Source organism: Intrasporangium sp. DVR, from assembly GCF_040365325.1.
Lineage (GTDB): Bacteria > Actinomycetota > Actinomycetes > Actinomycetales > Dermatophilaceae > Intrasporangium.
This window is the reverse complement of record NZ_BAABZW010000025.1, coordinates 17,596-33,584: the sequence shown is the minus strand read 5'-3', so window position 1 is coordinate 33,584 and position 15,989 is coordinate 17,596. Positions and strand designations below refer to the sequence as shown.

Annotated in this window: 15 protein-coding genes; 8 read left to right on the top strand and 7 right to left on the bottom strand. The window is 70.8% G+C overall.

Annotation, left to right across the window (positions count from 1 at the left end):
* Window positions 1–69: 69 nt before the first annotated feature.
* The gene (locus ABWV20_RS17640; protein WP_353357490.1) at window positions 70–1,041 is read left to right on the top strand and encodes a beta propeller repeat protein; all 972 of its coding nucleotides are present in this window, start codon (window positions 70–72) and stop codon (window positions 1,039–1,041) included.
* Window positions 1,042–1,053: 12 nt separating this feature from the next.
* Here ABWV20_RS17640 and ABWV20_RS17635 read toward each other — a convergent pair whose 3' ends face one another.
* Window positions 1,054–2,103, bottom strand: coding sequence for an LCP family protein (locus tag ABWV20_RS17635; protein ID WP_353357488.1), 1,050 nt, complete (start codon window positions 2,101–2,103; stop codon window positions 1,054–1,056).
* Window positions 2,104–2,144: 41 nt separating this feature from the next.
* Between ABWV20_RS17635 and ABWV20_RS17630 the strand changes: the two genes are divergently transcribed.
* Window positions 2,145–2,726 carry a hypothetical protein gene (locus ABWV20_RS17630; protein WP_353357486.1) on the top strand — a complete coding sequence of 194 codons (582 nt, stop codon included), beginning with the start codon at window positions 2,145–2,147 and terminating at the stop codon, window positions 2,724–2,726.
* Here the strand turns inward: ABWV20_RS17630 and ABWV20_RS17625 are convergent.
* Window positions 2,697–3,809 carry a glycosyltransferase family 4 protein gene (locus tag ABWV20_RS17625; RefSeq protein WP_353357484.1) on the bottom strand — a complete coding sequence of 371 codons (1,113 nt, stop codon included), beginning with the start codon at window positions 3,807–3,809 and terminating at the stop codon, window positions 2,697–2,699. The genes ABWV20_RS17630 and ABWV20_RS17625 overlap by 30 nt on opposite strands.
* Window positions 3,806–4,984: a glycosyltransferase family 4 protein gene (locus ABWV20_RS17620; RefSeq protein ID WP_353357482.1), complete on the bottom strand. Its 1,179-nt coding sequence runs from the start codon at window positions 4,982–4,984 to the stop codon at window positions 3,806–3,808. The genes ABWV20_RS17625 and ABWV20_RS17620 overlap by 4 nt, the downstream gene beginning before the upstream one ends.
* Window positions 4,985–5,105: 121 nt before the next feature.
* Here ABWV20_RS17620 and ABWV20_RS17615 point away from each other — a divergent pair, with 121 nt between their 5' ends.
* Together ABWV20_RS17615 and ABWV20_RS17610 are read left to right on the top strand one after the other, a co-directional pair.
* Complete coding sequence (locus ABWV20_RS17615; protein WP_353357480.1) at window positions 5,106–6,176, top strand: glycosyltransferase family 4 protein; 1,071 nt, start codon at window positions 5,106–5,108, stop codon at window positions 6,174–6,176.
* A gap of 218 nt (window positions 6,177–6,394) precedes the next feature.
* Window positions 6,395–7,000, top strand: a complete 606-nt coding sequence (locus tag ABWV20_RS17610; protein WP_353357478.1) for a hypothetical protein — start codon at window positions 6,395–6,397, stop codon at window positions 6,998–7,000.
* Between the two features lie 83 nt (window positions 7,001–7,083).
* Here the strand turns inward: ABWV20_RS17610 and ABWV20_RS17605 are convergent, their stop codons facing one another.
* Complete coding sequence (locus tag ABWV20_RS17605; protein ID WP_353357476.1) at window positions 7,084–8,049, bottom strand: MauE/DoxX family redox-associated membrane protein; 966 nt, start codon at window positions 8,047–8,049, stop codon at window positions 7,084–7,086.
* Between the two features lie 102 nt (window positions 8,050–8,151).
* Between ABWV20_RS17605 and ABWV20_RS17600 the strand changes: the two genes are divergently transcribed.
* The 4 genes from ABWV20_RS17600 (at window position 8,152) to ABWV20_RS17585 (ending at window position 11,706) form a co-directional block, all read left to right on the top strand.
* Window positions 8,152–8,949 (top strand): exodeoxyribonuclease III, encoded by a 798-nt coding sequence (locus ABWV20_RS17600; RefSeq protein ID WP_353357474.1) that lies wholly within the window; start codon window positions 8,152–8,154, stop codon window positions 8,947–8,949.
* A gap of 37 nt (window positions 8,950–8,986) precedes the next feature.
* Window positions 8,987–10,024 (top strand): tryptophan--tRNA ligase, encoded by a 1,038-nt coding sequence (gene trpS / locus ABWV20_RS17595; protein ID WP_353357472.1) that lies wholly within the window; start codon window positions 8,987–8,989, stop codon window positions 10,022–10,024.
* Between the two features lie 70 nt (window positions 10,025–10,094).
* Window positions 10,095–10,628: a 2'-5' RNA ligase family protein gene (locus tag ABWV20_RS17590; RefSeq protein WP_353357470.1), complete on the top strand. Its 534-nt coding sequence runs from the start codon at window positions 10,095–10,097 to the stop codon at window positions 10,626–10,628.
* A gap of 7 nt (window positions 10,629–10,635) precedes the next feature.
* Entirely contained in the window at window positions 10,636–11,706 is a 1,071-nt protein-coding gene (locus tag ABWV20_RS17585) for a YihY/virulence factor BrkB family protein (RefSeq protein WP_353357468.1), read from the top strand.
* A gap of 17 nt (window positions 11,707–11,723) precedes the next feature.
* Here ABWV20_RS17585 and ABWV20_RS17580 read toward each other — a convergent pair whose 3' ends face one another.
* From ABWV20_RS17580 to ABWV20_RS17570, 3 genes are all read right to left on the bottom strand, one after another.
* Complete coding sequence (locus tag ABWV20_RS17580; RefSeq protein WP_353357466.1) at window positions 11,724–13,151, bottom strand: D-alanyl-D-alanine carboxypeptidase family protein; 1,428 nt, start codon at window positions 13,149–13,151, stop codon at window positions 11,724–11,726.
* 105 nt (window positions 13,152–13,256) lie between these two features.
* Entirely contained in the window at window positions 13,257–14,000 is a 744-nt protein-coding gene (locus tag ABWV20_RS17575) for a succinate dehydrogenase/fumarate reductase iron-sulfur subunit (protein WP_353357461.1), read from the bottom strand.
* A gap of 5 nt (window positions 14,001–14,005) precedes the next feature.
* Complete coding sequence (locus tag ABWV20_RS17570; RefSeq protein ID WP_353357459.1) at window positions 14,006–15,988, bottom strand: fumarate reductase/succinate dehydrogenase flavoprotein subunit; 1,983 nt, start codon at window positions 15,986–15,988, stop codon at window positions 14,006–14,008.
* Between the last annotated feature and the right edge of the window lies 1 nt (window position 15,989).

Below are 15,989 nucleotides of genomic sequence, written 5' to 3'. Positions count from 1 at the left end.
GTGGCCCCCCGTCACCTCTACGATGGCAGCACCGAAGACGGTCGACGGCGGGCAAGGAGCGGTTGCGGGATGAAGCGGGGAGTCTCCACGGCGGGGTTGGTGGTGTTCCTGCTCGTCGACATCGTGCTCGTCTACCTCGCCCTGCGCCCGCCGGCGACGTCGACCTCCACCGCCGCCCCCTCCGTCACCCGCACGACGCCCCTCGTCCCGGAGACGGTGGAGCCTGCCGAGACGGGAGCCCCTCAGACCACGGTGCCGACGGGAACCACGACGTCAGGCACGCTCGACTCCATCGGGCAGCTGGCTCCGCGGCCGGTCCGCATCCTCCTTGCCGCCCTCGACCGGGAGGTGGCGTGGCGCGCCACGGTCGGGTCCTGCGCGACGGGTGGGGCCACGCTGTCGATCTCCGTCGACGGCGGAACGACCTGGGACGACGTCGATGCACCAGCGGACACCATCGCGCGGGTGCAGCCCCTCGACCGGCAACGCGGGTTCATCGTCGGAGGCGTCGACAGCTGCGCCCAGGACCAGTTCACCACCGAAGACGGCGGCCGGACCTGGGCAGGGCCGGATGCCCTGGTCGGCGGCTGGGCACGCAGGCTCGACGTCCGGTCCGAGGTGACGACACCGCAGTCCCCCGCGGCGACGCCGTGCGGCGGCGACGCCGTCATCGACCTCTCCCGGACGTCCGCGGACCAGGCCGAGGCGCTGTGTCGGGAGGGCGGGGTCAAGGTCACCGACGACGGTGGCGTCACCTGGCGCGACTCGGGGGAGGCCGAGGGGGCCCTGGCCATCTCCAACCGGCTCGAGGGTGGCGTGCTCGCGACCTACGTCGTGCGGGCGGGCGTCGAGGGCTGTGGCGGGCTCCAGGTCGCCAAGGTGACCAGGGGAGTGGGGGCGACCGAGGTCGCCTGCGTCGACGCGGCGCAGGGGAGCGCCGGCAACGTCGCCATCTCCGTTGCCGCTGAGGCCGGCTGGCTGGTCGTCGGGGAACGGACCTGGGTCAGCGGAGCAGACCTGACGGACTGGGAGCAGGCCTGACCCGAGGCCGGGCTACTCGTAGGACTCGAGCTCGTCGGACCGGATGGCCTCGCCCAGCTCCTCCATGCGAACCTCGTCGACCACGTCGATGGACTGGCCGTCGGCACTGGTGCCGAAGCCGCTGAAGGGTGCGGTGATGAAGCGGATGTCACCGCCGCGGATGTGCCGCATCGCGAAGGCCTCGGAGCGCATCGTGGAGACGTCGAGGTTCTGGTCGACCGTCAGGTTGCTCGTCGCGGCGTCCAGGAAGTCCTTGAGCTGCAGTGGGTTCGTCAGCGTCTCCCTGCTGAGCGCCTTGAGCATCAGGGCCTTGATGAAGGCCTGCTGGCGCTTGCCCCGCGAGATGTCCCCCTCGCTGAGCTGGTAGCGCTGGCGGACGAACACGAGGGCCGTCTCGCCGTCCATGTGCATCACGCCCTCGGGGAACACCTTTCCGTCGCCCTCGGAGGCCTCCTCGACGTTGACGTCGACACCGCCCACGGCGTCGGTCATCGACTTGAAGCCTTCGAAACCCACCATCGCGACATGGTCGACCTCGATGCCGAGCATGTTCTGCATCGTCCGGACGAGAAGCGGAGCACCGCCGAAGGCATAGGCGGCGTTGAGCTTGGCCTCACCCTTGCCGGGAATCGGCACCCAGAGGTCTCTCGGGAAGTGGATGAGGGTGACGTCCCTCCTGTCCTCCGGCACGTGGACGAGCACCATGACGTCCGACCGGGAGCCGGTGTCGCCGGGGCGGGCGTCGTTGCCGATGAGCAGGTAGTTGGTGCCGTTGCCCGTGGGTTGCGCGACGACGTTCCCCTCCTGGTCCGTCGGCCGCGTGCCCGAGTCCGGCAACAGCGTGGCCTGCTTCACGTTGTCGGTGACGATGTGGTTGAGCCAGGCGAGGTACCCACCGACAGCGAACACAGGAACGAGCAGCAGCACCAGGGCCGCGACGAGGACCTTCCGGTTGCGCCGCCGGTCACGACGCTCGCGCCCGGAGGTGCGCTCCAGAGCCTCGTCGTCGACCGCCTGCTGCCCGAAGAGGTCGGGCTCCGGTCGTTCCTGCGTGCGGTCCACCCGGCAAGTCTAGGTTGGCCGGCCTGAATACACTGGCCCTCATGTCAAGAAGGCCCGGGCGCATCAGCGGCGACGGCCCCGTCGCCGTTGGCGCCGCCCTCCTCTTCGTCATCTACGTGTGGCTGCTCACCCGGGCCACGGTCCCCGTGGTGACCACTCTGGCCTTCGCCAGCGACACACGCCCCAAGCTGTATGCCGGTCTGCTCGCGCTGCTCATCGGGCTCCCCGGGTGCCTGCTCACCCTGCCGAGGGCCCTCGCGTCGCCGCCCCCCCGTGTCCAGCCCACGGTTCGCGCCCGGCATCAGATGTCCGCCCGTCGCCAGAGCCACCTCAAGACCGACCTGCTCGGGATCGCCGCTCTCTTGTTCGCTCAGGTCCCCCTGCCGGCGCCCTGGGGGCCGGCCGGCAAGGCGGCGACCATCGCCAACATCACCAAGTCCGCGGAGATCGTCGAGCTGAGCGCGCGGCTGGCCAACTGGTCGATCGGCATCTTCGGGATCGGGGTGCTCGCCGCCATCATGGTGCGCATCTACAGCCACGCCGCCGCGTTCCGGGTCCTCGGCATCGCCCTCGTCGTCGGGTTCCCGGTGGTCTCATGGTTCGTCCTGGTGCGGTCGATCTGACGGTTGACGGCGGGGCGGGTTCGGGTCCCGCACCTCTCCCAGCAGCTGGGTGATCAGGTCGAGGACCGTGGCGGCGCTGTCCCGCCAGAGGCGTCGGTCGGCGTTCGCTCGTCCCGCTTCCTCCAGGGCGTCCCTCACACACGGGTCCCGGTCGAGGAGGCCCACGGCCGCCGGGAGGTCTTCCGTGCGCTCCACGAGGATGGCTCCCTCGCCTGCGACCTCCGGGATCGAGGCGGCTGCGAGTGCGATGACCGGACACCCCTTCCGCTGGGCCTCGACCACGGGGAGGCCGAAGCCTTCGTAGCGCGAAGGGAAGACGAGGCACCGGGCGTGCTCGTAGAGCCAGACGACCTCCTCGTCGGCGAGCCGCCCGGCGAACGTGGCGAGCTGCCAGGCCGCGCGTCTCTCCGACTGGAAGACCCGGTCGCCCCCTGAGGCGCCGACGACGACGGATCGGATCCCGGCACTCTCGAAGAGGCCGAGGGTCTCGGAGAGGTTCTTGTGTCGGGCGAAGGTGCCGACACAGAGCACGAACGACTCGTCCAGCCGGGGCAGGTCCGGGCGGGCGGCCCGGACCTGGTCGACGTGGTCACTGCCGTTCCCGGCCACGACGAATCGCTCGACCGGCGCTCCGAGCACGGCGGCGAGCTCGGAGGCGCTGAAGCGCGAGACGGTGACGATCGCCGTCGCTCGTCGAGCGAGGACCCGGTACATCAACCGGTACCAGGCGCCGAACACGCCACTGTAGGTGTCGGGAAAGCGGAAGACGGAGGCATCGTGCATGGTGACGACCTGTCGCCCGGCGACAACGGGCGCCGGCCCTCCCAGGCTGACCAGCAGCTGGCGGCGTCCGGCCCAGGGCAGCCAGACCTGCTCGAAGAGCGTTCCGGCCAGCGGCGACCGCCGCACCCTGACATCAGGCGGCAGCCACGGGGGCGGCTCGGCATCACGCGGGATGTGGAGGGTCACCGGCCGCGGCAGCCCGTCGAGGATGCGGCGGACCATCTCTCCGGCGTACCGCTGGGTCCCGGTCACGGGCTGGCTGAGCCACTTGCCGTTGATGCCGACGCCGTGCGATGTCATGAGGGGGGCCGCAGCGGCTCGGCGGATCCGCCGAGGATCCGGTCGTAGAGGGCCAGGTAGTCGGCCGCGACGCGGTCCCAGGTGTAGTCCTCCACGGTCCTGCGGCCGTTCGCTGCGACGAGGGCGCTCGCGGCCGGGTTGTCGATGACCTCGCGGATGGTGGCACCCAGGGCCTCGACGTCGGTCGGGTCCACGAGGAAGGCGTTGACGGCGTCCTCGGCCAGGTCGCGGGCTCCGCTGTTCTCCGTGAGGATCAACGGTGTCCCGCCGCGCCAGGCCTCGAGGGCGACGATCCCGAACGCCTCGACCCGACTGGGGACGACGACCGCGGTCGACCTCTCCATGAGCCAGCACACCTCGGGTCGGCTGATGCGGCCGGGCAGGACCACGGCCCCGGCCAGCCCGAGATCGACCCTCTGCCTCTCGATCTCCGCGAGGGCGCCGCCCTCGCCGGCGATGACGAGGTGCTCACCGGGTCGGCGCACCGCCGCAAAGGCTCGAAGCAGCAGGTCGAAGCCCTTGACGGTCTCGACTCGTCCGACCGCTCCCACGACCGGACCCTGGTCGGGCCACCACCCGGGCGGTCGTGACGTGCGGACCTCGGCTCCCTCTCGCAGCTCCACCCCGTTGGGGACGACGAGGGGGTCGCTCACCCCGTAGTTGTCGGCGAGGTCCTCGGCCACCATCCGGGAGCAGGCGGTCACGGCTGCGGCGTGCTGCCCGGCCTCCCGCAGACCCCGGCGCAGCAGGGCTGACCTCTCGAAGACCTGGTGGTCGTCCATGAACGTCTCGCCGTGCCCGCTCACGACCAAGGGGGTGTGCGTCAGCCTGCTCAGGCCCAGGGAGTAGAGGCCGTTGGGGCCGAAGCAGTGGACGTGCAGGACCTCCGGCCGGAAGCTGCGGTAGGCCGCGACCCAGGACCGCAGGGCGGCAGGGAGGGCCAGACCGAACCGGGCGAGCGCCCCGACGGAGCGAGCCGGAAGGGGCGTCGGGAGCTCACGGACCTCGATGCCATCGACCTCGCGGGTGCCGAGCCCGTTCCCTCGGTCCACCGTCCACACCTCGACGCGGTGGCCCTGTGCGGCATAGGCCGCGGCGACGTGCCGGACGTGCTCCTCCACGCCACCCGTGTGGGGATGGAAGGACGACGACACGAGCGCGATCCGCCGTTCCACGTTCCCGCCGACCTCCTTGCCTCGTGCCGGCCTCCAGCCGCCGGCAACCGGCCCACCCTATGATGCGTGAGCGCTCGGCAGGACTGGTTCGAAGCCCGGGCATCGACCGGAGGGGGATCGCGTGCCGCGCCTGACGATCGCCAGCGTGGCGACCGACCACCCCATGGGGGCGCAGGTCTACGAGGCGGAGGTCTCACGCCGCGCCGAGTCCGCCCTGACATCGGTGGCCGGCAGTGGATGGCGGGTGCGGCAGGTCGCGGTCCGGTCGCTGCGGGCACGCACGCCCGGCAACCGGCGTCTGCCGATGGGATGGGCCTCGACGGCCTCCGCCACGGCCAGGCGGGAGCTGGGCCGCCTCCTGTACGGCGGGGACACGGTCAGCCATCGGACGAACCTCGAGCTCCCGCCGTCACCCCGTGCCGACGTGGTGACGCTGCACGACGTCGTGGCGTGGAAGTTCCCGGACGAGTCCCGCCCCGTGCGCGCCGCCGTGGAGGAGCTGCGTCGGGCAGCGGCGGTCATCTGCGTGTCGAGCTTCAGCGCCGCAGAGGCGGTTGACGTGCTCGGCATCGACGAGCCGCACGTCGTGCACAACGGCGTCGACGACCGCTTCTTCGACCCTGTGCCCGCGGCGCCCGACGTGCTCGCCCGAATGGGAGTCGACGGGGGCGACTACGTCCTCGTTACCGGAGGTGCCTCCGAGCGGAAGAACCTCGAGGCCCTCGCAGCGGCGTGGCAGCAGGTGTCCAGGTCGCGACCAGATCTGACCCTGGTCGTGGCCGGACCGGAGCATCCCCGCCGGACGGCACTCTTCGCCGGGATCCCCTCGGCTCGTCTCGTCGGGCGGGTGGAGGGCTCGCTCCTGCCCGGCCTCATCGCCGCGGCGTCCGCCCTCGTCGTGCCGTCACGCTACGAGGGCTTCGGCCTCCCGGCTCTCGAGGGGATGGCCGCCGGCACTCCGGTCGTCGCGGCTGACGCCGGCGCGCTGCCCGAGGTCGTCGGTGACGGTGGCCTGCTCGTGCCGCCCACGCCGGCAGGACTGACCGACGGGATCCTCCACGCGGTGTCCGCTGATCCCGACGTGGCCGCGATGGCCCTGCGGGGGCGTCTACGGGCGGGAACCTTCACCTGGGAGGCCAGCGCGCGGGGTCACGCCTCCGTGTGGTCCGCGGTGGCGCGGGACCGGGCCTGACGAGGCTGGGTCGGACCAGGCCGCTCGGCTTCGCGGACGACGGCACAAAGGTGGAGGTCACAGATCCGCAAATAGCGGCTGACCTGCGCGGAAACGCGTGCTGCGTGACTTCACCATGCGGTATCGTCTGCCACGGCTCCCGGGGAGTGTCGTCTGTGTTTTTCAAGAGCCGCGGAGCACCTGAGCATGCGTCCAGAACCTGAGGGGGAGTCACCCACATGACCAACAACGAGAACGGCTCCGGTCTGCGCCCGTCGCGGCGCACCGTTGTCAAGGGCGCAGCTTGGGCCGTCCCGGCCGTCGCTGTCGCCGCCAGCACGCCCGCTTCGGCCTCGTCGCCGGAGGAGCCGGAGATCAACTTCGAGCTCAGCTCGCTGTGCAAGCTCCCCGGCCAGTCGAGCGGGGCCAAGTGCTACGACAAGGGCAACGTCGCGTTCCTCGTCTTCGACAACACCAAGAGCTCGCAGGACTACACGATCTGCGCGGTCACGGGGATGTTCAACGACGGCAAGTCGCTGTGTGTCGTCGGCATCTCTGACCCGGCGGTCAACTGCGGCGAGTTCGCCGACTCGATCGTGATCCCGGCGGGGGAGACCAAGACGATCGCGGTCTGGACCAACGGCGCCACCGAGAGCTCCGGCGGTGTCTTCACCGTCGAGTTCACCGGGGGCTTCACCGGCGAGTGCACCGCGGCCGAGCCCCAGACCGGCAACCTCAAGGGTGGGTCGTGGACCAGCGGCGGCGGCAGCTGCGACGCCCAGCCGGATGGGTGCTCCAGCATCCCGAGCATCTGTGGCACCGGCAAGTGCGGCGCGACCGCCTGAGTCACCCAGCGTGAGACGAAGGGCTCCGACCAGTGGTCGGGGCCCTTCGTCGTGTCCGAGGACCCGGCGGTTGGGGCGCAGACCTAGCCGAGCTGCTGCTTGATCTCCTCGACGAACTCCGCGACGGCCACGTGACCGGTCACCGGTCCACCTGCGAGCAGCCCGTCCCGGCCCAGAGCGACGGCCGCTGGGAAGGAGGAGACCCCGCAGGACAACCGCGCCCAGGACTTCTCGTCGTAGAGGGTGGTCTCATGGTCGGCGCCGTTGTCCGAGGGCTGCGAGTACACCAGGCGGACGTCGAGTTCTGCGAGGTCGGCCCGCCACTCGGGGGTCTGGTCCACGACCTCGCTGCACCAGCCGCACGTGCGGGACACGAAGAGGAGCAGCTGGGCCCGGCCTGCGCTCAGGTCCCGGAGCGTGACCTCCGTGCCGTCCGCGTGCTTGACGAGGACGGCAGGGGTGGGCGTGCGGACGTACTCGTCGAGGTCGTCCTCGTCACCGGCGCGCATCTCCGCCGCGGCTCCGCTGCCCTGACCGTGCATGGTCAGGGCGACCGTCAGCGCGACCGCTGCGGCCGCAGCCACCCACCACCATTCGTGTGCGCCCAGGCTCGAGATGACTGACACGGGGCTGACACCCCCAGCGTGGGCCCAGACAGCAGCCGCCGCCACGAGGACGTACCAGATGTTGCGTGCGACGGTGGCCCGGGTCACGCGCCCCGCGCCGAGCGCGCCGAAGCAGTCGCAGTCGACGGGCTCCGGCTTCCTCGCGGCACGGGCGATGAGGACGAGGTAGCCGGCGAACAGGATCGCCGTTCCGGTCGCGAACGCCGTGCCGAGCCATCCGGTTGCCAGCACGAGACCCAGGGCGAGCACGATCTCGGCCCACGGGTGTGCGGTGACCAGGCGGCGGTCACGGAGCCAGTGCGGGACGTCGAGGGCCACGAGGGCCTCGGTCGAGCGGGAGGGTGCCCTGAGCTTCCCAGCGGCGGCGATCATGAGGACGGCCGCGAGCACGACGGGGGCGAGGGCGATGGCTGTCGGTGACACGAGCGGAGTCTATGTCGGGGCTCGACCCAGGCGTCGCCGGTGGCCGCGCCGTCGCCCGGGGCGCGTCCGCGTCGGTGGGTCCCGACCGGCACAATGACGCCCATGCGCATCATCACCGCCAACGTCAACGGCATCCGGGCTGCGATCCGGCGTGGGGCGGCGCAGTGGATCTCCCAGGCTGCGCCGGACGTCCTGTGCCTGCAGGAGGTCCGGGCCGACGACACGCAGCTGTCCAAGGCGCTGGCGGAGGCCGGGCTGGGGCACTGGCACGTCGCCCACACCGAGGGTGCGGCGAAGGGTCGGGCAGGCGTGGCGGTGGCGACGCGCGACCCACACACCGCTGTGGCCGTCGGACTCGACGGCGCCTTCGCCGACGCCGGCCGCTGGATCGAGGTCGAGGTCTCGACGCCCGTCGGCAGCGTCACCATCGCCTCCACCTACGTCCACACGGGTGAGGCGCTCACGGATCGCCAGGTCGAGAAGTACTCCTTCCTCACCGCGATGACCAGCCGGATGCAACGCGCCGCCGAGGTGGGCGAGCTCATGGTCGTGACCGGGGACCTCAACGTCGCCCACCGGGAGCACGACCTGAAGAACTGGAAGGGCAACCTCAGGAAGTCCGGATTCCTCCTCGAGGAGCGCGCCTACTTCGACCGGTGGTTCGACGACCTCGGCTGGGTCGATGTCCACCGCGCGCTGCACGGACCGGGGCCGGGGCCCTACACCTGGTGGTCCTGGCGTGGGCAGGCCTTCGACAACGACTCGGGCTGGCGCATCGACTACCAGCTGGTGAGCAGGGCGTTCGCCCCGACGGCCGTGGGAGCCACCGTCGGGAGGGCGGCGAGCTACGCCGCCCGCTGGAGCGACCACGCGCCGGTGGTCGTCGACTACGAGCTCTGACGACAGGCCCGGACACCGATTCGGAGCACGTGGACCGATGGGCCAGAATGCACCCATGCCTTCGAGCCACCAGCCCCGCAGCCTCTCCGGAATGCAGCCGACGAGCGACTCCCTGCACCTCGGCAACTACATCGGTGCGCTCGTCGAGTGGGTGAAGCTCCAAGAGACCCATGACGCCTTCTACTTCGTGGCCGACCTCCACTCGCTGACGGTCTTCCCGGACCCCAAGGAGCTGCGTGAGCGGACTCGGGCGACGGCGGCCCAGTTCATCGCCGGAGGGGTCGACCCGACGCGTTCGGTCCTCTTCGTGCAGAGCCACGTCGCCCAGCACACAGAGCTCGCCTGGGTGCTGTCCACGCTCACCGGGTTCGGCGAGGCGAGTCGGATGACGCAGTTCAAGGACAAGACGGCGAAGGGGGCTGTGGCCAATGTCGGGCTCTTCACCTACCCGATCCTGATGGCCGCCGACATCCTCATCTACGACCCGGCGGTCGTCCCGGTCGGGGAGGACCAACGCCAGCACCTCGAGCTGTCCCGCGATCTCGCGGGCCGGTTCAACCAGCGGTTCGGTGAGACGCTCGTCGTCCCGGAGCCGCACATCATCCGCGAGATCGCCAAGATCCAGGACCTGCAGGAGCCGACGGCCAAGATGAGCAAGTCGGCCGCGACCGATGCGGGGCTCATCTCGCTGCTCGAGGACCCGGCCCGGGTCGCCAAGAAGATCAGGTCGGCCGTGACGGACACGGAGCGGGAGGTCAGGTACGACCCTGAGCGCAAGCCCGGAGTCTCCAACCTCCTGTCGATCCACCACGCCCTGTCGGGCACGCCGATCGCGCAGCTGGAGGCGGCGTTCGAGGAAAAGGGCTACGGCGACCTGAAGAAGGAGGTCGCGGATGTCGTGGTGGCGGCGATCACCCCGTTCCGGGACCGGACGCTGGAGCTGCTGCAGGACCCGGCCCAGCTCGATGCGATCCTCGCCGATGGTGCGGAGCGGGCGGCGGAGGTGGCTGAGGCCACGGTTCGCCGGGTCTACGACCGCGTGGGGCTGCTTCCCGCGTTGAAACGCGGCTGGTGAGCTCACGGCCCAGCGGCCGGGCCGTCGTGCCGCCCACTGGGCGTGCGCGCGCAAACGGTACGGTTCCTCTGTGACCCCACCAACGACGATCGGTGTCTCCATCCCGATCCCGTCGCCGCACGGTGAGCATCTCCAGGAGCGCCGGGCGGCGTTCGGTGATGCCTCTGCGTGGCGCATCCCGGCGCACATCACGTTGTTGCCGCCGACACCGGTCGAGGACGGGGTCTACGAGGAGTTCGTCGCCTACTGCAAGCAGGTGGCCGACGAGCGGGACCCCTTCGACGTCGTGCTGCGAGGGACGGGCACCTTCCGCCCGGTGTCCGACGTCGTCTACATCCAGGTCGCCCAGGGCGTGTCCAACTGCGAGCGTCTGGAGACCGCGCTGAGGTCCGGGCCGGTGCGCCGCGACCTGGACTTCTACTACCACCCGCACGTGACGGTCGCCCACAACGTGGGCCCGGAGGAGCTCGACCGGGCCTTCGAGGAGCTGGCCGACTTCCACGTGTCGTTCCGGGTGGACGCGTTCCAGCTCTACGTCCTGGGTACTGACCAGGTGTGGCGGCCCACCCACGACTTCCGATTGCGGGGCAGCCAGAGAGGTTGACCTGGACATGGCGATCGCAGCGTTGGGTGCTCGGCTCAAGGCGTCCGCTCCCTACCGGGCATGGAGGCGCTACGGCGACGCCAACGGCGACCTCCTCGCGGCGGGCATCGGCTACTTCGCGTTCTTCTCCATCTTCCCCGCGCTGGCGTTGGCCTTCACGGTCTTCGGGTTCGTCCTGCACGGGCGCCCCGAGCTGTTGGCAACCATCGCCGACTCCCTCAACGACTACCTTCCCGGGATGGTGCGGACGGAGAGCAACCCCGACGGGATCATCAGTCTGTCGGCGCCGGAGAGCTCCACGCTGACCATCACGGGCGTCGTCTCCCTGGCGACGCTGCTCTTCTCCGGGCTGGGCTGGATCAGCGCGCTGCGCACGGGCATTCGCGGCGTGTTCGGCCTCGACGCGAGTCCGGGCAACTTCCTCACCGCCAAGCTCCGGGATCTCGGTGTCCTGCTGACGCTCGGTCTCGCCATCGCTGTCTCGGCCGTCATGACGAGCGTCATCGGCGGCCTCGCCGAGCAGGTCGCCGAGTGGCTGGGCGTCGGCGGCAACGCCGTCCTCATCACCGTCATCGGCCTGCTGCTCGGGGTGTTCTTCGACACCGGGATCATGGTGGTCCTGATCCGGCTGCTCTCCGGAGTGCCCCTCCCGTGGACCAACGTCCGCAACGGCGCGGTCGTCGGAGCGGTCCTCTTGACCGCCCTGAAGTACTTCGGTGGTGTGCTCATCGAGCGAGCCACGGCCAACCCCCTGCTCGGCGCGGTCGCCGTGGCCGTGGGCCTGCTCTTCTGGCTCAACCTCATGTCCCGGGTGGTCCTGCTGGCCTCCGCCTGGGCAGCCAACGACGTCGACGTCGCGCGTCTGGCCGGTGAGGGGAAGGGACGGGGCGCTGCCGAGGACGCCGCCGTCGTGTCCGCGACCACCGTCCAGCCGTATGCCGCTCACGTCGTCCCCGAGGCGGCGCCGAGTCGGGTGGGTGACCGGGTCTCGGCCGTGGCCGGTGTCGTGCTCGGTGCTGCCGGCACCCTGGCGATCGGTGCGTGGCGGGGCAGGGGCGGGGGCCGGCGCCGCAGGTGAGCCGCGGTCAGTCGCGGTCAGACGCGACGGCTGCGACGGATGAGGAGCAGGACGCCGGCGGCGAGGACGAGGGCCAGGGCCGAGATCGCTCCGGCCGCCAGGTTCGAGGCGGTGCTCTCCGGCAGGGCGCCGCTCGGACCGCCGGCACCCCGGGGGCTGCCGGCACCGGCGGGCGCAGGGACCGTGCCGGCGGCGCCCGACGGCCCCGGCGCCGGCGTGGAGCCCGGCGAGCTCGGTGGGGCACTCGGGGCGGGGCGAGGCGGGGCGGCGCCGGGTGCGACGAGCTGCCCGACGGGGGGCACGGTGTCTGCGTGGGCGAAACCCCAGTCGAGCAGCGCCGCGGTGTCCTGCCAGTCGCCGGTCGTGCTGCCCATCTGCGTGACGATGAGCGTGCGACCGTTGCGGGTGGCCGCGCCGATGAAGGTGTGCTGGGCCCGGTTGGTGCGCCCGGGCTTGATCCCGATGGCGCCCGGGTAGCGGCCGAGCAGCTCGTTGATGTTCTGGATCTGGAAGCTCGGGTACACCGTGCCGGTCGCCGTCGCCCTGCCTCCCGGGAAGATGGCGTCGCGCTTGGCCACGTAGCGACGGAAGGTCGCCAGCCGCATGGCGGCCCGGCCGATCAGCGCGAGGTCGTAGGCGCCGGAGTGCTGACCGGCCTCGTCCAGCCCGCTCGGGTCGACGGCGACGGTGTCATGCGCACCCAGCTCGAACGCCTTCTCGTTCATCAGCGCGGCGGTCCGCTCGGAGCCGCCGGCAGCGTCGGCCAACAGGTAGGCGGCGTCGTTGGCGGACGAGAGGAGCAGGGCCTCGAAGAGCTTGCCGATCGGATAGCGGTTCCCGGCGAGGATGCCCACGCGGGTCCCTGCAGCAGCCTCGTGCTCGGGCCGGGCGAGGACGAGACGACTGCGGTCGAGACGGGGCAGGAGGGTGAGCGCGGTCAACGTCTTCAGGGTGCTGGCGGGGCGGAGCCAGGCGTGTGGTGACTTCGCCGCCAGGATCGCTCCCGTGTCGAGGTCCGCGAGGATATAGGCCACGTCCCGCACGGCCGGCGGCGCGGGCGTCCCCGGGGGAAGGTCGACGACCACTCCTGTGGCGCCGAGCCGAGCACCGCCGACCACGGTCTCCGGGAGCCACGCCGGGTGAGGGAAGGGCGTGGGCGGTGCGTTTCGACACACCGGTGTCGTCCGGGGCCTGGGCGTCACCGTGGACGAACCCGTCGCCGAGCCCGGCGTGGGGCGACCCTGCGCCGGCAGGGGCAGCCGCGTGACCGTCTGCCACTCCTCGCAGGTCGGCGTCGCCGTCGCCGCGTGCGGGACCGGCGTCCCGGCGGCCGAGAACGCCGGGCTCACACCGGTGGCCAGCACGGTGACCAACACGGTGACCAGCACCGTGGCAGTGAGAGCCGTCGGGAGCAGCCGCCGCGTCGCTGCAGGCTTTCGGTTCACGGCGGAAACCCTAGCGTCGCCCCGGGAGCGAGCCCAGCGGCATACGACACGGCGAAGGCCCGCCCCTCGAGAGGGAACGGGCCTTCGGCTCGTGGCCTCAGCAGGTCACAGCCCCCGCGACAGCGCGTGCCGCAGGTCCAGGTTGAGCTGGTTGATGACGTCCTGGGGGATCTCCTTCGGGCAGGCGCGCGAGCACTCGCCGATGTTGGTGCACCCGCCGAACCCCTCGTGGTCGTGCTGGTCGACCATGGCGACGACCCGCGCGTCCCGCTCGGGCTGGCCCTGGGGCAGCTCGCCGAGGTGGGTGACCTTGGCGCCGAGGAAGAGCATGCCGGACGCGTTGGGGCATGCGGCGACGCAGGCGCCGCACCCGATGCACGCGGCGGCCATGAAGGCACGGTCCGCCTGGGGCTTGGGGACGGGGACCGAGTGGGCCTCCGGGGCCGCACCGGTGTTGGCGCTGATGAAGCCGCCCGCCTGGATGATCCGGTCGAAGGCCTCACGGTCGACGACGAGGTCCTTGATGACGGGGAAGGCGTCGGCCCGCCACGGCTCGACGGTGATGACGTCACCGTCGTGGAACGAGCGCATGTGCAGCTGGCACGTCGTCGTCACCTCGGGGCCGTGCGCCTTGCCGGAGATCATCAGGCCGCACATGCCGCAGATCCCCTCGCGGCAGTCGGAGTCGAACGCGATCGGCTCCTCGCCGCGGGCGTTGAGCTGCTCGTTGAGCACGTCGAGCATCTCGAGGAACGACATGTCGGGGGAGATGTCGGTGACCGGGTAGGTCACCATCTCGCCCTTGGCGCGAGGGCCGGCCTGGCGCCAGATCTTGAGGGTGAGGTTCATACCGGTCACTTGTAGCTCCGCTGCTTCATCTCGACGAATTCGTAGACGAGGTCTTCCTTGTGCAGGATCGGGGCGCCACCGTTGTCGCCACCCCACTCCCAGGCCGCGACGTAGGCGAACTCGTCGTCGTGACGCAGCGCCTCGCCGTCCTCGGTCTGGCTCTCGGCCCGGAAGTGCCCACCGCAGGACTCGCGGCGGTGCAGGGCGTCGATGCACATGAGCTCCCCCAGCTCGAGGAAGTCGGCGACGCGGCCGGCCCTCTCGAGGCTCTGGTTGAGGGTGTCCGCGGCCCCGAGGACCCGCACGTTGCGCCAGAACTCGTCACGCAGCGCCCGGATGAGGTCGATCGCCTTGAGCAGGCCCTCCTCCGTGCGCTCCATGCCGCAGTACTCCCACATGATGTTGCCGAGCTCGCGGTGGAACGAGTCGACCGTGCGGTCGCCGTTGATCTCGAGGAGCCGGGCGAGGCGGGCGTCGACGGACGCCTTGGCCTCGACGACGGCCTCGTGCGACTCGTCGAGCTTCTCGAACGGTCCCTTGGCGAGGTAGTCGCGGATGGTGTTGGGCAGGACGAAGTACCCGTCGGCCAGCCCCTGCATGAGGGCGGAGGCGCCGAGGCGGTTGGCGCCGTGGTCGCTGAAGTTCGCCTCGCCCGCGACGAAGAGGCCCGGGATCGACGACTGGAGGTCGTAGTCGACCCAGAGCCCGCCCATCGTGTAGTGCACCGCGGGGTAGATCCGCATGGGCACCTCGTACGGGTTCTCACCGGTGATCCGCTGGTACATGTCGAGCAGGTTGCCGTACTTCTCCGCGACGGCCTCCTTGCTCATCCGGCGCAGCGCGTCGGTGAAGTCGAGGTAGACGCCACGCCGGAAGTCGCCCACCTTGGGGCCGACACCGCGGCCCTCGTCGCAGACGTACTTCGCGGCACGGGAGGCGATGTCGCGGGGGACGAGGTTGCCGAAGCTGGGGTAGATCCGCTCGAGGTAGTAGTCGCGGTCCTCCTCAGCGATCTGGCGGGGGTCCTTGTCGCAGTCCTCGGCGCGCTTGGGCACCCAGATGCGGCCGTCGTTGCGCAGCGACTCGGACATCAGGGTGAGCTTGCTCTGGTGCTCGCCGGCCACCGGGATGCACGTCGGGTGGATCTGCGTGTAGCAGGGGTTGCCGAAGTACGCACCCTTGCGGTGGGCGCGCCACGTCGCCGTGACGTTGGAGCCCATCGCGTTGGTGGAGAGGAAGAAGACGTTGCCGTAGCCGCCGGTCGCGAGCACGACGGCGTCGGCGAGGTGGGTCTCGATCTCACCTGTCACGAGGTCGCGCGCGATGATGCCGCGGGCTCGCCCGTCGACGACGATGACCTCGAGCATGTCGTGTCGGCTGAACATCTCGACGTTGCCGGCGGCCACCTGGCGCTCGAGGGCCTGGTAGGCGCCGATGAGCAGCTGCTGGCCCGTCTGGCCGCGTGCGTAGAACGTGCGGGACACCTGGACGCCACCGAAGGAGCGGTTGTCGAGAAGGCCGCCGTACTCGCGGGCGAAGGGGACGCCCTGCGCGACGCACTGGTCGATGATGTTCGCGCTGACCTCGGCGAGGCGGTAGACGTTGGACTCGCGGGACCGGTAGTCACCGCCCTTGACGGTGTCGTAGAAGAGCCGGAAGACCGAGTCGCCGTCCTCCTTGTAGTTCTTCGCGGCGTTGATGCCACCCTGCGCGGCGATCGAGTGGGCCCGGCGTGGGGAGTCCTGGTAGCAGAAGGACTTGACCCCGTAGCCCGCTTCGCCGAGGGTCGCGGCCGCGGCGCCACCGGCGAGACCGGTGCCGACGATGATGACGGAGAGCTTGCGGCGGTTCGCCGGGTTGACGAGGGCGGACTCGAACTTGCGGGTGTTCCAGCGGTCCGCGATCGGCCCGCCGGGAGCCTTGGTGTCCCGGATGGGCTCGCCCTCGGCATAGAGGTTGTGGATGAGACCGGAGGTCTGCTGAGTCATC

Coding starts and splice junctions, on each gene's coding strand:
- ABWV20_RS17640 (WP_353357490.1), top strand. CDS start 70: ATGAAGCGGGGAGTCTCCACGGCGGGGTTGGTGGTGTTCCTGCTCGTC.
- ABWV20_RS17630 (WP_353357486.1), top strand. CDS start 2,145: ATGTCAAGAAGGCCCGGGCGCATCAGCGGCGACGGCCCCGTCGCCGTT.
- ABWV20_RS17625 (WP_353357484.1), bottom strand. CDS start 3,809: ATGACATCGCACGGCGTCGGCATCAACGGCAAGTGGCTCAGCCAGCCC.
- ABWV20_RS17610 (WP_353357478.1), top strand. CDS start 6,395: ATGACCAACAACGAGAACGGCTCCGGTCTGCGCCCGTCGCGGCGCACC.
- ABWV20_RS17600 (WP_353357474.1), top strand. CDS start 8,152: ATGCGCATCATCACCGCCAACGTCAACGGCATCCGGGCTGCGATCCGG.
- trpS (WP_353357472.1), top strand. CDS start 8,987: ATGGGCCAGAATGCACCCATGCCTTCGAGCCACCAGCCCCGCAGCCTC.
- ABWV20_RS17585 (WP_353357468.1), top strand. CDS start 10,636: ATGGCGATCGCAGCGTTGGGTGCTCGGCTCAAGGCGTCCGCTCCCTAC.
- ABWV20_RS17575 (WP_353357461.1), bottom strand. CDS start 14,000: ATGAACCTCACCCTCAAGATCTGGCGCCAGGCCGGCCCTCGCGCCAAG.
- ABWV20_RS17570 (WP_353357459.1), bottom strand. CDS start 15,988: ATGACTCAGCAGACCTCCGGTCTCATCCACAACCTCTATGCCGAGGGC.